The organism is Gaiella sp. (genome assembly GCF_039915195.1).
In the GTDB taxonomy this organism is placed as follows: Bacteria; Actinomycetota; Thermoleophilia; order Gaiellales; family Gaiellaceae; genus Gaiella.
This window is the reverse complement of record NZ_JBDSNT010000010.1, coordinates 1-13620: the sequence shown is the minus strand read 5'-3', so window position 1 is coordinate 13620 and position 13620 is coordinate 1. Positions and strand designations below refer to the sequence as shown.

The 13620-nt window shown below is 67.2% G+C and carries 13 protein-coding genes and 1 pseudogene; 5 read left to right on the top strand and 9 right to left on the bottom strand.

Annotation, left to right across the window (positions count from 1 at the left end):
• Positions 1 to 399 precede the first annotated feature (399 nt).
• The 8 genes from ABIR74_RS01535 to mraZ form a co-directional block, all read right to left on the bottom strand.
• Complete coding sequence (locus ABIR74_RS01535; RefSeq protein WP_348174847.1) at positions 400 to 1284, bottom strand: DMT family transporter; 885 nt, start codon at positions 1282 to 1284, stop codon at positions 400 to 402.
• A gap of 130 nt (positions 1285 to 1414) precedes the next feature.
• On the bottom strand, positions 1415 to 2428 hold the full coding sequence (gene mraY, locus ABIR74_RS01530) for a phospho-N-acetylmuramoyl-pentapeptide-transferase (RefSeq protein WP_348174846.1): 1014 nt from the start codon (positions 2426 to 2428) through the stop codon (positions 1415 to 1417).
• A complete protein-coding gene (gene murF, locus ABIR74_RS01525; RefSeq protein WP_348174845.1) occupies positions 2413 to 3717 on the bottom strand; it encodes a UDP-N-acetylmuramoyl-tripeptide--D-alanyl-D-alanine ligase in 1305 nt (434 codons plus the stop codon). Before murF ends, mraY begins: the two co-directional genes overlap by 16 nt.
• Entirely contained in the window at positions 3714 to 5162 is a 1449-nt protein-coding gene (locus ABIR74_RS01520; RefSeq protein ID WP_348174844.1) for a UDP-N-acetylmuramoyl-L-alanyl-D-glutamate--2,6-diaminopimelate ligase, read from the bottom strand. Before ABIR74_RS01520 ends, murF begins: the two co-directional genes overlap by 4 nt.
• Positions 5163 to 5235: 73 nt before the next feature.
• The gene (locus tag ABIR74_RS01515) at positions 5236 to 6930 is read right to left on the bottom strand and encodes a penicillin-binding protein 2 (protein ID WP_348174843.1); all 1695 of its coding nucleotides are present in this window, start codon (positions 6928 to 6930) and stop codon (positions 5236 to 5238) included.
• Complete coding sequence (locus tag ABIR74_RS01510; protein ID WP_348174842.1) at positions 6927 to 7280, bottom strand: hypothetical protein; 354 nt, start codon at positions 7278 to 7280, stop codon at positions 6927 to 6929. Before ABIR74_RS01510 ends, ABIR74_RS01515 begins: the two co-directional genes overlap by 4 nt.
• A 125-nt stretch (positions 7281 to 7405) precedes the next feature.
• Positions 7406 to 8368, bottom strand: coding sequence for a 16S rRNA (cytosine(1402)-N(4))-methyltransferase RsmH (gene rsmH, locus ABIR74_RS01505; RefSeq protein ID WP_348174841.1), 963 nt, complete (start codon positions 8366 to 8368; stop codon positions 7406 to 7408).
• Positions 8334 to 8768: a division/cell wall cluster transcriptional repressor MraZ gene (mraZ, locus tag ABIR74_RS01500; protein ID WP_348174840.1), complete on the bottom strand. Its 435-nt coding sequence runs from the start codon at positions 8766 to 8768 to the stop codon at positions 8334 to 8336. Before mraZ ends, rsmH begins: the two co-directional genes overlap by 35 nt.
• Positions 8769 to 9163: 395 nt before the next feature.
• On the opposite strand from mraZ, the gene ABIR74_RS01495 reads away from it, so the two are divergent.
• From ABIR74_RS01495 to ABIR74_RS01475, 5 genes and pseudogenes are all read left to right on the top strand, one after another.
• The gene (locus tag ABIR74_RS01495; RefSeq protein WP_348174839.1) at positions 9164 to 10576 is read left to right on the top strand and encodes a DUF222 domain-containing protein; all 1413 of its coding nucleotides are present in this window, start codon (positions 9164 to 9166) and stop codon (positions 10574 to 10576) included.
• Positions 10577 to 10662: 86 nt separating this feature from the next.
• A complete protein-coding gene (locus tag ABIR74_RS01490) occupies positions 10663 to 10923 on the top strand; it encodes a hypothetical protein (RefSeq protein WP_348174838.1) in 261 nt (86 codons plus the stop codon).
• A 60-nt stretch (positions 10924 to 10983) separates the two neighbouring features.
• Positions 10984 to 11355: pseudogene (locus tag ABIR74_RS01485) on the top strand (deiodinase-like protein); the annotation flags it as partial.
• Positions 11352 to 11936, top strand: a complete 585-nt coding sequence (locus tag ABIR74_RS01480) for a YdeI/OmpD-associated family protein (protein ID WP_348174837.1) — start codon at positions 11352 to 11354, stop codon at positions 11934 to 11936. The pseudogene ABIR74_RS01485 and the gene ABIR74_RS01480, both read left to right, overlap by 4 nt.
• 199 nt (positions 11937 to 12135) lie before the next feature.
• Positions 12136 to 12330: a hypothetical protein gene (locus ABIR74_RS01475; protein WP_348174836.1), complete on the top strand. Its 195-nt coding sequence runs from the start codon at positions 12136 to 12138 to the stop codon at positions 12328 to 12330.
• A 60-nt stretch (positions 12331 to 12390) separates the two neighbouring features.
• On the opposite strand, the gene ABIR74_RS01470 is transcribed toward ABIR74_RS01475, so the two are convergent.
• Positions 12391 to 13491, bottom strand: coding sequence for an LLM class flavin-dependent oxidoreductase (locus tag ABIR74_RS01470; protein ID WP_348174835.1), 1101 nt, complete (start codon positions 13489 to 13491; stop codon positions 12391 to 12393).
• Positions 13492 to 13620: the final 129 nt, after the last annotated feature.

Genomic DNA, 13620 nt, shown 5'->3' with positions numbered 1-13620 from the left:
GACACCCGCGAGCGCGACGTCATCCCAGGGGCCGAGCCGCACGTCGACGCCGATGCCCGAAACATCGACATCGGTCGAGCTGTCGTAGCCGCTGACATCGTTGCCCTGGGCTACAAGCGCGTCGATCGCAGCCCTGCCCGAGCGCGCAAGTCCCACAACGAGAGCTTTCATGTGAACATCCTTCGGCACGTCACTAAAGATTCCGGCAACGAGGAGCGTCATTCAGGGTAGATGGGCACGCTCGACCGCGTCGAGGCCGTACAGCGCGACGCCGCCGGACGACGCGACCGGCACCTTTCGGGTGGCCTGAGAGGAGCCACGCACCAGCTTGCGAGGGAAGATGACATCCGTGCACCTTGGTGTCGGGAGGGAGTGAGAGACGCTCCTTCCGGGAGGGCTTCACGCTCGCTGTGCGATAACCACCCCGCCCACGATCAGTGCACCCCCGACGGCGATCGGCACCGTGACGTGCTCGCCGAGCACGAGCGCGGCGAGGATGAGGCCCGAGACCGGTTGCAGGAACTGGAACGTCGCGATCCGCTGGATCCCGCCACGGTCGAGCGCCCAGTACCAGCCGAAGTAGCCGAGGATCGACGTGGCGAGCGCCAGGAAGACAACCGCGCCCCAGGACTTCACGCTCGCATCCGGCACGCCGTCCGCGACGAAGATCCCGACCACGAGCGGGCCGAGAAGCACGCTGCCGACAACGACACCCCACAATGTCGCGGACAGGCTCGAGACGCCGCGCGGCGGCAGCATCGCACCTGCGACATACCCCGCCGTCACGACGAGGGCGGCAGCCAGCACCAGTAGGTCGCCCGTCAGCGTCGCGTCGTTCGCCGCGGCGCCTCGCCCTCCGATCAAGACCACCTCGCCGCCGATCGCCACAGCGCAGCCGACGAGCCAGGCACGCCGCGGCATACGGCGCGCGACAAGCGACGCATACGCTCCGGTGAAGACGGGCAACACCGCCAGGATCATCACGCCGTGGAGCGCGGATGTCCGCTGCTGTCCGACCGTGTAAAGCACGGGAAAGATCACGAATCCTGCAGCCGCGGAGATGACGAGCAGCTTGCGCGACGTAGTGCTCGTCGGCATAGCCTGATGACCGCGCGCCAAGAGTGGGAGCGCAACGAGGCCCGCGAGCACGGTACGGAGGCAGGCAATGACCAGAGGCGGGAGGTCGTCGAGCGCGAGCCGCGTCACGATCGGCGTTGCCCCCCACACGACCATCACGGCCATCGCGACGCCGATCGGCACCCAGGAAGACCTGAGCCGGGTCACGTCGAGTGGCGTCGAACACCGCGAAGGACACCCGTAGGGGCGAGGCGCATGCCTCGTCCGAACGCGGCTCCGACCCCGACGACGAAACAGGCGACGCTTCGCCTCGCTGTGGCGGGACCACGCATCGCCCCTACAGCTTGAAGCGGAGGTAGTAGCGGTAGTAGAGGACGAACCCGATCGTGCAGAGGATCGCCCCGACGATCCAGAACCGGACCATGATCTTCGTCTCGGACCACGCCTTCATCTCGAAGTGGTGGTGGATCGGCGCCATCAGGAACACCCGTTTCCCGGTGCGCTTGAAGCTCGCGACCTGGATCATGACCGAGAGCGCCTCGATCAGGTAGATACCGCCGATGAAGATCAGAAGCACCTCGGTCTGCGTCATCACGGCGAGCCCGGCGATCGCGCCGCCGAGCGCCATCGAGCCAGTGTCACCCATGAACACCTCGGCCGGGAACGCGTTGAACCAGAGGAAGCCGATCACACCACCGATCAGTGCGGCCGTGAAGATGGCGACGTCGAGAAAGTTGTCGCTCCGCGAACCGACTTCGCCGGAGCGAATCCAGGAGATCGCGGCGATCGCAAGGAACGTGAGCAACGAGATCACACAGGTTCCGGCCGCGAGCCCGTCGATACCGTCGGTGAGGTTGACGCCGTTCGCCGTCCCGGCGATGACGAGGAAGAGGAATGGGAAGTAGAGCCAGTTGAGGTCGATGTTGACGTCGATGATCGGGAAGTAGATTTCGGTATCGAGGTATCCGACGCGCGTCACAACCCAGCCGACCCCGATCGTGATCAGGACGAGCCCGAGCATTTTCCAGCGACCCGAGAGGCCGAGCGAGCGGCGCTTGCGCACCTTCAGGTAGTCGTCGGCAAAGCCGATCGCAGCGCACCCGACCGTCATCGCGATCAGCGTCACCCCGGGCCAGGTGTACACCGAGAGGATCAGGAACGGTACGACAGCTGTTGCGAGGATGAGAAGTCCACCCATGGTCGGTGTGCCCTGCTTGACGATGTGGCGTGCCGGGCCTTCCTCTCGGATCTGTTGACCCACGCCGGCACGACGCAGCCACTCGATGAAGGTGGGGCCAATCACGATGGCAATCACCATCGCGACCAGGCCCGCAATCAGGACTCTGACCATACCCTTGACCGTTTCTCGATCGAGGCCGGGATGCCTTCGAGCCCGACCGAACGGGATGCCTTGACGAGGATCGCATCGCCCGGGGCGAGCACCGCGAGCGCACCGTCGAGAGCCGCGACGTCGGTCACCTGCAGACGCCCGGGTCGACTCGGATCACTCACGTACGCCGTCACGCCGTTTCCGACCGCGATCACGATCTCGAGCCCGAGCTCGTCGACCAGGCGACCCACATCCTCGTGGTAGCGAGGGGATGCATCGCCGAGCTCCGCCATCTCGCCGAGGATCGCCACCCGCCGCCGTGAGCCGGCGCGTTCGACAAGGTCGAGCAGCGCTGCTCGCATCGAAGTCGGGTTCGCGTTGTAGGCGTCGTTGATGACGAGCCCCCCGCCCGGAAGTCGCATCTCTTCCCCACGCCAGCGCGAGAGCCTGATCGCATCTGCGCCCTCCTGGGCGTGATCGAGCGGCAGCCCGAGCGCGTCGTACGCGTAGAGCGCGGCGAGCGCATTCTCGGCCATGTGTCGCGCCGTGAAGGGTAATCGCAGCAGAACCTCGCAGCCCCCGACGACGAAGTGCCAGTCGTTCCCGGCTCCGTCGACCTGCGATCGGTCGAAACGTCGGATCTCGATGTCGGTGCGGCCGAGATGTGGCTCGAGCTCCGGGGCGTCGGCCGGCACCACGGCGATGCCACCCGGCGGAAGAGCAACGATCGCTTCCGCGTTCGCCTCGGCGACGCGCTCCACGGTGCCGACGAGCTCCAGATGCTCCGGCCCGATCGATGAGACGACGACGAGATCGGGGCGGGCGACGTCGCACAGCGCGGCGATCTGCCCGAGGCCCCGCATGCCCATCTCGGTGACGAGCACCCGGGTGTCCCGCTCGAGGCGACAGACCGTGAGCGGAAGCCCGATCTCGTTGTTCTGGCTTGCCTCCGCCCACACCGTCGGTGTCTCCGCGCTGCACAGCCCCCCGAGGATGTCCTTGGTCGAGGTCTTCCCGGTCGATCCTACGACGGCGACCACGCGTGCGTCGCTCCGCGAACGCACGAGGGAGGCGAGCGCCGCAAGGGCCGCCTCCTGATCCTCCGGCACGAGCGTTGCCGCTCCGCGCGCCGCGGCGTCGGCCACATACGCGGTTCCCGTGTTGAGCGCGACGAAGAGATCGCCGGGACCGACGATCCGCGAGTCGGCCTTGATCCCGGTGATCGGCGCGCCGGTCCCGGTGGAACCTCCAGGACGATCGAGCCTTCCGAGATCGAGCTCCTCGATCTCCTCGCAACGAATCGGAATCACGCGGAGAGTCCTGCAGCGCCGAGGGCCTCGCGCGCCACAACCCGGTCGTCGAACGGCTCAACGACTCCGGCCATCTCTTGGCCTTGCTCGTGCCCCTTGCCCGCGATCACGACGACATCCCCCTCCGAGGCAAGAGACACGGCACGGCGGATCGCGCTGCGCCGATCGGGGTCGATCTCGACGTCGATTCCTGCTCCCTGCAGGATGTCCTGGATGATCCCGAGGGCGTCCTCGCTGCGCGGGTTGTCCGATGTGACGATCACGTGGTCGGCGCGCTCCGAGGCGACGGCGCCCATGATCGGGCGCTTGCCGCGGTCGCGGTCGCCTCCGGCGCCGAAGACGCAGATCAACCGGCCCGCGCCGAGTTCGCGCGCTGCCTGAAGGACAATGTCGAGCGCCTCCGGCGTGTGCGCATAGTCCACGATGAGCGCGAACGGTTGTCCTTCGTCCACCGCTTCGAACCGCCCCGGCACCCCGCTGACGGACCGGATGCCCTCCGCGATCTCGTCGTCGCCGATGTCGAGCAGGAGGCCGGCCGCTACCACGCCGAGCACGTTCTCGACGTTGAACCGGCCACGAAGTGGCGTCTCGATCTCGATCCCTGCGGCGCGGAAGCTGCTTCCACGCGGTCCCATCGCAAGGTTCTCGGCGCGAACCTCCGCGCCCTCGGTGAGACCGAACGTGACGATCGGTGCACGGGCGGACTCGACGAGCTCGATCGCGAGTCGCCGGCCATACTCATCGTCGATGTTGACCGCCGCCGGCGGAGGAGCCGCACCCGTGAACAGGCGCCGCTTCGCCTGGTAGTACTCCTCCATCGTGCCGTGCAAGTCGAGGTGATCCTGCGAGAGGTTCGTGAAAACCATCACGTCGAAGCGAACGCGGTCGAGGCGCCGCAGAAGAGAACCGTGGGAGGAGGCCTCGACTGCCACGCTCTCGTCGCCTGCGTCGAGCATCTCGCGAAAGAGGCGTTGCAGATCGATCGCCTCGGGCGTCGTGTGAGGCGCGGGCCGGTGGGCGCCTCCGACGACCCACTCGACAGTCCCCACGAGCCCCGGAGAGCGGCCCGCCACTTCAAGCACGGAACGAAGCAGGAATGTCGTCGTCGTCTTGCCGTTCGTGCCGGTGACACCCGCGACCTCGAGCGTCCTCGTAGGCTGACCGAAGAAGTAGTCCGCAGCAACTGCCATCGACGCGCGCGCGTCGTCGACGAGGAGCTGCGGAACCTCGATCTCGAGCGGCTGTTCGACGACGAGCGCCGCCGCCCCGGCAGCAACTGCGGCACCGGCGAACTCGTGTCCGTCGACGCGTGAACCAGGGATGCAGAAGAACGCGGCACCCGGTGTGACCCTGTCCGCGCTGTAGGCGAGATCCGTGATCTCGACGGCTCCGCTGCCCTCGATCTCGCTCGCCGCGAGTACGCGCGTCAGTTCGTCGAGGTACACGGGGCATCATTGTAGGGGCGGGACCTGTCCCGCCCTTCCTGCGACTGCCCGGTGGGCTCACCTGATTGCTCGGTTACGGGTTGGTGGCGCCTCCCGCAACGCGCGTCTCGGGCGCGTCCGGCGGCACCTCGAGGTACTGCAGGTTGAAGCGCGCAATGTCCCGGAAGGCGGGAGCGGCGACGACGCCACCGTAGATGTTCCCCTTCGGTTCGTCGACCATCACGAGGATCGCGAAGCGGGGCTGCTTGGCCGGCACGAGGCCTACGAACGAGGCGACGTACTTGCGCACGTAGCGGCCGTTCTCGGCCTTCTGCGCGGTACCCGTCTTGCCTGCGACCGTGTAACCCGGAATTGCTGCCTCGGTGCCGGTTCCCTCGACGACGACGTCGCGGAACATCGCCATCATCCGTTCGGCGGTGTGCCGCGAGACCACGCGCGTGCCGCGTTTCGGCGTGACCCGCTTCGTGCCGATCTTCTCGATCAGCCGGGGCGTGTGCCGGAGTCCGCCGTTGCCGATTGTTGCGTACGCCGAGACCATCTGGAGAGGCGTCACGGCGATGCCCTGGCCGATCGGCACGTTGCCGATCGTCGAGCCCGACCATTCGTCGAGGGGCAGCACGAGCCCGGAGCTCTCACCCGGGTAGTCGATACCAGTGGGCTTGCCGAAACCGAAGCGGTCGATCCACGATGCGAGCTCTCCCTGACCCAGCTTCTGGGCAATGGTGATCGTCCCGATGTTCGATGACTGCGAGAGGATCTCCTTGACCGTCATCACCTCGGTGCCGCGCGTGTGTGCCTCACGAATGACGCGGTCGGCGACCTGAATGGTGGGTGCGAGCTTGAACCTCGTCGTCGGCGAGACGACGTTGTCTTCGAGGGCGCCTGCGACAGCCACGATCTTGAACGTCGAGCCTGGTTCGTAGGCATCTGTGACAGCGCGGTTTCGCCGAGCGTCCGGCGACGCGGTCGAGAAGTTGTTCGAGTTGAACGTCGGATAGTTCGCCATTGCGAGGATTGCGCCCGTTCGCGTGTCCATCACGATCGCAGTCCCACCGCGTGCGTTGTACTCCTTCACCTTCTCAGCGACGACCTGTTCGGCATTCGCCTGGATCTGATGGTCGATCGTCAGCGTCACGTTCTTGCCAGCTCTCTCGGGCCTCGACGTGACGACGTCGATTGCGCGACCGAAGGGATCCTTGACGATCGTTTCGAAGCCCGACCGGCCGGCGAGCGTCTTGTCGAGCGAGCGCTCGAGCCCGTCGAGTCCCCGGTTGTCCGTGCCGGCGAAGCCGAGGACGTGCGAGGCGACGCCTCCCTGCGGGTACGTGCGTAGCTCCTCGGGGTAGAACGCGAGCCCCGGAATCTCCTGTTCGGCGAGCGCGTTCGCTTTCAGGGGATCGGCCTTGCGGGCAACGTACACGAACCCTTTCGAGCGATCCTTGAGGACGGGGTACAGCGCGTCGGCGCTCATTCCGAGCGCCTTGCCGGTCACGACCGCGGCCCGCTGCGCGTCGATGATGTTCTGCGGGTTCGCGTAGACGGTGGTTGCTTGCTCGCCGATCGCGAGCGGCTCCCCCGTGCGGTCGTAGATCGTGCCCCGCGCAGCCGGGATCTCGATCGTCTCGCGATACTGGGTCGTCGCCATCTTCGTGAACCGGTCGTGCTGTGCCGCCTGCACGTAGGTGGCACGAGCGATGGCGACGACGAAGAGGAGGCCGAACGAGAAGAGGAGAAGCCGGATCCGGTGGTTCGCGCGTCGCCCGCTCACTTCGCTCCGAGCCTGACATAGGTCGTCGTCAGTGCATCCGCCTCCTGGAGCCCGAGCTTGGCCTTCGCAGCATCCTCGATCCGGAGATGCGCCGAGGCGCTCGAGAGGCGCGAGCGGAGAAGCGCATTGTCGGCACGGAGCTGTGCGCGCTCCCTGCTGAGCCCGTCGAATTCCATGTTCAGCTGGAGGACGACGACGTTCAGCGCGACGATCCCGGCGAGCATGACGCCGATCACGAGGATCCACAGCACGCCGCCGGCGAACGGCGCTCGCGAACGACCGCCATCGACCTTCGTCTTCCGTCTCGCCTTCGTCCTCGCTGACCCCGGCGCCTGGGCGATCGTCGACATCTATTGCCTCGCCCCGAAACAAGGCACCGATACCCCGTAGGGGAGATGGCGCAGCCTCTCCCGGGACAGAGCGCGGCGACCACCCGCCTGGGCGGCAAACAGACGTGTCGTTGTACGATGTCGCACTAGCTGTTCGTCCTGACTGCGACGCGGAGGCGCGACGAGGCGGCACGCGGATTGTGATCGAGCTCACCTGCGGACGGTCGCACCGGCCGCTTCGTGAGCAGACGAAGCTCCGGCTCCTTGCCACAGACGCAGATCGGAAAGTCGGGCGGGCACGTGCATCCCTTTGCACCCGCAACCATGAACTGCTTGACGATCCGGTCCTCGAGCGAGTGGAAGCTGATCACGGCGAGCCGGCCGCCGGGTCGGAGCATCGCGACTGCGGCAGGCAGGGCTGCCTCGAGCTGCCCGAGCTCGTCGTTGACGGCGATCCGCAGGGCCTGGAAGACGCGCTTGGCTGGGTGCCCTTCGCCGAAGCGAGCGGGCGTCGGGATCGCCATCTTGATCACGTCGACGAGGTCGAGCGTGCGGAAAAAGGCCTGATCGGCGCGACGGCGTGCGATCGCACGAGCGATCGGGCCTGCGTAGCGTTCCTCGCCGTAGCGGCGGAAGATCCTCGCAAGCTCCTTCTCGTCCCAGGTGTTCACGATCGTCGCGGCCGTGATCTCGCCAGAGGGGTCCATGCGCATGTCGAGCGGCGCGTCGGTGGCGTACGAGAAGCCGCGCTCGGGCCGGTCGATCTGCATCGACGAGACGCCGATGTCGAGCAGGATCGCGTCGGCCTTGATGTCGTTCGTCGACAGCTGCGTGAGCACGAGCGCAAAGTCGCCACGGAGGAAGCGGACATCTACCCCGGCCAGCGCCTTGAATCGATCGAAGTGCGCCTTCGCGCTCGGGTCGCGGTCGATCGCGACGAGCTTCCCCCGGCCACGAAGATCCTGTGCGAGGAGGCGAGCATGGCCGCCGGCTCCGAAAGTGGCATCGACGACCGTCTCACCCGGTTGGACGGCGAGCAGGTCGCGCACCTCGTCCGCAAGGACGGGGGTGTGGTCAGACGCGCTGTGCGGCAAGACGTTCGGCAGCATGGTCGGCACTCCCTTCGATCCCTTCCAGGCGCTCCACCCAGGTAGAGCGATCCCAGATCTCGAGGTGATCGTGGGTTCCGATCACCGTGACGTCCTTGACGAGGCTTCCGTAGCGAATGAGGTGGGAGGGCAGGAGGACGCGGCCCTGCTTGTCGGGCGTGTCCTCAGCGGCACCGCCGAAGAAGAGTCGCTGCAGCGTGCGGGCCTCTGCGCTGAGCGGATCGAGCCCACCAATCCGCTCGGCGATCGTCGTCTGCCAAGCGTCCCTGGGATAGACGTCGACGCTGCCGTCGAGCCCCTTCGAGAGGACGACGCCGTCGGCCAGAGCGTCGCGAAAACGAGCCGGCAGAGTGAGGCGGCTCTTGTCGTCGATCGAGTGGTCGTACTGGCCGATGAACATGCGCAAAGCTCCAGGGTCGCTCCCACGTTCCCCCACTCTAAACCACTATCTCCCACTTTGCAAGTCTCGCTGTCGGGGGCCAAACTGGCGACGCTCTCCGCGCCCGAAGCGCGGCTCGCATCGCCCCCACGCGATCGGCGTTGTTGTGCCGGTTCGGGGGATTGGGATGCTGTTGGTGTCGTAGGGGCGACGCGTATGCGTCGTCCGCGCCTGAGCGCGGGCCGTTCACGCGATGGACGCGGGCGACGCTTCGGGCTCGCCGAGGTAGAGATCGCGAAGGACGTCGTCAGCAATATCCCAGATGAGCCCGGCGATGCGCGCGAGTTGCCGACCTCGTTGTCGGTGGAGAGAGCGCTACCGGCCTCCGTCCGATGGGGTCTGTAGTCTTGTTTTCTATGAAGGCAACGTTGGTTGAGACGGTTTCTGAGGGTCTTGCGGCTGGTGTGGCTGCGCGGGAGGCGGCGACGGAGCAGCGCGTCGATGAGCTCGCGAGCCTGTCCGCACATCTGAGCGCGGCGACTGCGCGCTGGCTCGAGCTTGTCTGGGAGATGCGCGAGCAGGGCGACAGCAGTGATTTGCAGGCGTTTCTCGCGTGGCGCTGCGGGATCACGGGTCGCGAGGCACGCGAGTTCCTGCGGGTCGCAGAAGCGCTCCAGGCGCTGCCGGCGACACGCGCGGCGTTCGCGCGCGGCGAGCTGACGTTCAGCAAGGTTCGGGCGCTCACTCGGGTCGCGACGGCCGTGTCAGAGGAGGGGTTGCTCGATCTCGCGGGGGCGCTTACCGCATCGCAGCTCGAGCGGGCACTTCGCGCATTCCGCCGGGTAACAGCCGAGGACGCCAGCGACGCACACGAGCTCGAGTACGTCGACTACTACGTCGACGACGACGGCACCCTGTTTCTGCGGGCGCGACTCGCTGCCGAGGACGGCGTGCTGCTGATCCGGGCGCTCGAGGGAGCGCGCGAGCGCGTCGTTGAGCGTCGTCGCAAGGAACGCGCCACAGCGGTCGCGAACGACCCACAGGAACGACAGACCCACGTGCAGGCGCGGAAACATGCCGACGTGTCCGCGGGAGTAGAGACAGACACCGGGGCGGGGTGGGAGCCGGCGGTCGGCGCGTCTCCCAACGATCCTGCGCGCCCTGCCCGGGTCGAGGCTCTCCTCGATCTCGCCCAAGCATCGCTCGCTAGCGCGTGCGAACCCGTCGCGATGCGAGCACAGGTCGTCGTTCATGTCGACGCCGACGCGCTCACTACCGATGGCCACGGTCGCTGCGAGCTCGAGGACGGGCCGCTGATCTCGCTTGAGACTGCCCGCCGGCTTGGTTGTGATGCTGACGTGGTCGCACACCTCGAGCGCGACGGCCTCCCGGTAAGTGTCGGTCGCAGCCGCCGCACTGTTCCTGCCGCACTCCGCAGGCTCCTCGAAGCACGCGATAACAACACGTGCTGTTTCCCGGGGTGTGAGCACCGCCGCCATCTACAGGCCCACCACCGCCAACACTGGGCGAACGGGGGCGAGACGAGCCTCGAGAACCTCGTGTTGCTCTGCTACCAGCACCACCGGCTCGTGCACGAAGGCGGCAACACTGTCGAGGGCGACCCCGACCGCGGCATTCGCTTCCGAAACCGCCACGGGATCGTCTGGCCGCTCGCGCCACCCCGGCCACCACCGGGGCGGGCAGACGGCCTCCTCACCGAGAACCATGCGCACGGACTCCGGATCGACGCGGACACCAACCGAAACGGCAGCTGGGGCGACTTCGGCCTCTACCGCGCGGTCGCAGCCGTCACGGGCGCCGTCGCCTGACGCCACCAGAGAGGCTGGCGATCGTGGAGAGTGAGACGGGCCGATGCCGTGAGCTGGACGCTCGCACACGCCCGTATGCTGAGGACATGAGCGCGCACACCGACGACACATCTCTCGCAGAAATAGTGGATGCCGGTGACCGCGCGTACGTCGGGAGCCTCTCCCCCGGCCCCGAACGCGACGCAGTGGTCGCGAGCCTGCTCCGCTACCGCAGCGCCGAGGCGCTCCACGTGGGAGACCCACTTCCCGCGGTCGCCGTGCGACGGGCCGACGATTTCGCGCCCATCGAACTGACCGCACTCGTGCGCAGTCGGCCGCTGCTACTCGTCTTCGGCAGCTTCACCTGACCGCCGTTCCGTCGCCGGTCGGGCGACGTCGAGACCCTCTTTCAGCGCTTCCGCGACCGCGCCGACTTCGCGTTCGTCTATATCGCAGAGGCACACGCCGCGAACGAGTGGCAGCTCGCTCCGAACGTCGAGGAGGGCGCCGTCCTCGATCAGCAGGTCACGCTCGAGGAACGCCGACTTCAGGCGCACGAGGCGGCCGGACGACTCGGCCTGACGATGCCGCTCTATCTCGACGAGATGAACAACGCCGCGAGCGCGGCCTTCGCGGCGTGGCCGGAGCGCCTCGTTCTCGTGGACGCGGCACGGCGGGTCGCCTATCCGGGCAGGCCCGGCCCGTCGGGGTTCTCCCCCGAGGAAGCGGGGGAAGCACTCGCCGCGCTCCTCGTCGGCTCCTCTTCCGCGCCAGACCAGGGAGCCAACACAACCCCGTGAGCGACGCCCAGGAGCTCCTCGTGACGAGTCGCTCGGAGTGGCGGTCCTGGCTCGCCGAGCACCATCGGCAGCCGAGCGGGATCTGGCTCGTCACGTACAAGAAGGCGAGCGGCAAGTCACGCGTCACGTACGACGAGATCGTCGAGGAGGTGCTCTGCTTCGGCTGGATCGACAGCCGCTCGGGCACCGTTGACGACGAACGATCGAAGCTGTGGCTCGCGCCACGCAAGCGCGGCAGCGGCTGGTCTCGGCTCAACAAGCAGCGAGTCGAGCGGCTGTCGGCCGACGGCCTAATTGCGCCACCCGGTCTACAGGTGATCGAGGCAGCGCAGGCCGACGGCTCGTGGTCTGCCCTCGACGAGGTTGAGGACGGCATCGTCCCCGATGACCTCGCAAGGGCGCTTGCGGCAATGCCAACCGCGTCCAAGGAGTGGGCCTCGTTCAGCACGTCCACGCGCAAGGGGATTCTGCAGTGGATTGCGAGTGCGAAGCGGCCCGAGACGCGCGCGAAGCGAGTTGCGGAGACGGCGGAGCTCGCCTCCCGTGGGCTCAAGGCGAACCAGTGGCCCCGCCAGGGCTGATCGCCCGAACCCGTTTCGACACCGTTTCTCGACCGTCCCGACTCGTACGTTGCGTCGCAACGTCGCCCCGGCAGCTACCGTTGTGTGTGGCTGGCGGTAACAAGCCACTCGATCCGGCTCTGAAGCCGGCTTCGTTTCCCGGGCCTTGCAGCCCGACGATAGGCGATGCCGCCGCCATCAACGAACGAAGGGATCGACCATGAGAACATCGTCTACAGCCGTGGACAGCTATCACCTGCGGGTGATGGTCGAGCGGATGCAACGCGAGGGGCGATCGGAGCAGGAGATCGTCGCTGCCGTCGAGGACTCGGACGACAGGCGGCCGACCGCGCCCCCGCGCACCTACTCCCGTGGCTGGCCGACGAGGCTGATCAGAGCCCGCCGGTCGCGCTAGCCGTCATGCAGGTGCGGCTTCCGGCGGCCCACGGGCCGCCGGAAGCCTCGTCTGCGTGCCTCAGCGCGGTAGCCGCACCCCCAGCTTCTCGAGTCGCGGCAGCACTTCCTGGGCGAAGTACGCGAGCTCGCCCGTGTAGTCGACGAAGCTCAGCGTCATCCCACCGAAGCCCGCGTCCCAGAAGCGCTTGATCTCCGCGGCGACGTCGTCGGGTGAGCCGATCAGCGGGCAGACGCCGTGGCCGCCGGCGAAGCGTCCGCGAAACATCGCGAGCATCTCCTCGCTGAACGACATCGCGTACAGTCCCTGCAACCGCATCAGGTTGTCGACGGCATCCCAGTCGGCGTTCTCCTCGGCGTACCATCGGTGGAACTCCTCGGCCTCGGCCTTCGTCTCGCGGCAGACGCAGTAGGACGGGGTGAACACCCCCACCTCGCGTCCGTAATTGTCACGTGCGTTCGCCTTCACCGTCTCGACGACACCGGCACCGTCATCCGGCCCGCCGACCACCGTGAAGACGACGTTCGAGTTGCGCGCCGCAAAATCACGTCCCTGCGTCGAGGAGCCGGCGTTGAGGATCGGCAGCAGCCCGTCGTAGGGCTTCGGCATCGACTCGGCGCCCTTCAGCTGCCAGAAACGGCCGTCGATGTCGTAGCGGCCCGGCTCCGTCCACAGGCGCTCGACGATCCCCCACCACTCCTGCGCGTAGGCGTAGCGATCGTCGTGGTCGAGCGGCAGATCGACGCCCATCGCGTCGTATTCCGGCTTGTTCCAGCCCGCGACGATATTCAGGCCCGCCCGCCCCTCGCCGATCTGATCGACGGTCGCCATCGCCTTCGCGGCGACGAGCGGGTGGTTGAACGCCGTGTGGATCGTCGCGAAGACGAAGAGCCGCTCGGTCTCGGCGAGCAGGCCTGCGGCGAGCGCCACCGGGTCGAGCACGCCCTCGTGAAAGTTCGTCTCGCCGCCGTACCCGATCCAGCGGGCGATCGGGAGCATGAAGTCGATCCCGACCTCGTCGGCGAGCCTCCCGAGAGCCAAGTTGTCGTCCCAGGTCGCCTTCCAGCGATCCTCGATCTTGGTCACGGCCATGCCGGAGGAGCAGTTGGCCGAGAAGAGGCCGAGCTTGAGGTCCTTGCCGTCGAGCAGCGTCTTTGCCACGAGGTGTCTCCTTTTCTACTGGAATTCAGAGGGAAGACCGCGCATGCGGCCCGCGTGCATGACGAGGGGTGATCGGTCGGTGACGGTCGCAGCGACGACGCGGCCGACGAGAATGACGTGGTCGCCGCC

What these genes read in the sequence shown, in the direction of transcription:
- mraY (WP_348174846.1), bottom strand. Translation starts at nt 2,428, where the DNA reads ATGGTCAGAGTCCTGATTGCGGGCCTGGTCGCGATGGTGATTGCCATC.
- ABIR74_RS01510 (WP_348174842.1), bottom strand. Translation starts at nt 7,280, where the DNA reads ATGTCGACGATCGCCCAGGCGCCGGGGTCAGCGAGGACGAAGGCGAGA.
- rsmH (WP_348174841.1), bottom strand. Translation starts at nt 8,368, where the DNA reads ATGCTGCCGAACGTCTTGCCGCACAGCGCGTCTGACCACACCCCCGTC.
- mraZ (WP_348174840.1), bottom strand. Translation starts at nt 8,768, where the DNA reads ATGTTCATCGGCCAGTACGACCACTCGATCGACGACAAGAGCCGCCTC.
- ABIR74_RS01495 (WP_348174839.1), top strand. Translation starts at nt 9,164, where the DNA reads ATGAAGGCAACGTTGGTTGAGACGGTTTCTGAGGGTCTTGCGGCTGGT.
- ABIR74_RS01490 (WP_348174838.1), top strand. Translation starts at nt 10,663, where the DNA reads ATGAGCGCGCACACCGACGACACATCTCTCGCAGAAATAGTGGATGCC.
- ABIR74_RS01475 (WP_348174836.1), top strand. Translation starts at nt 12,136, where the DNA reads ATGAGAACATCGTCTACAGCCGTGGACAGCTATCACCTGCGGGTGATG.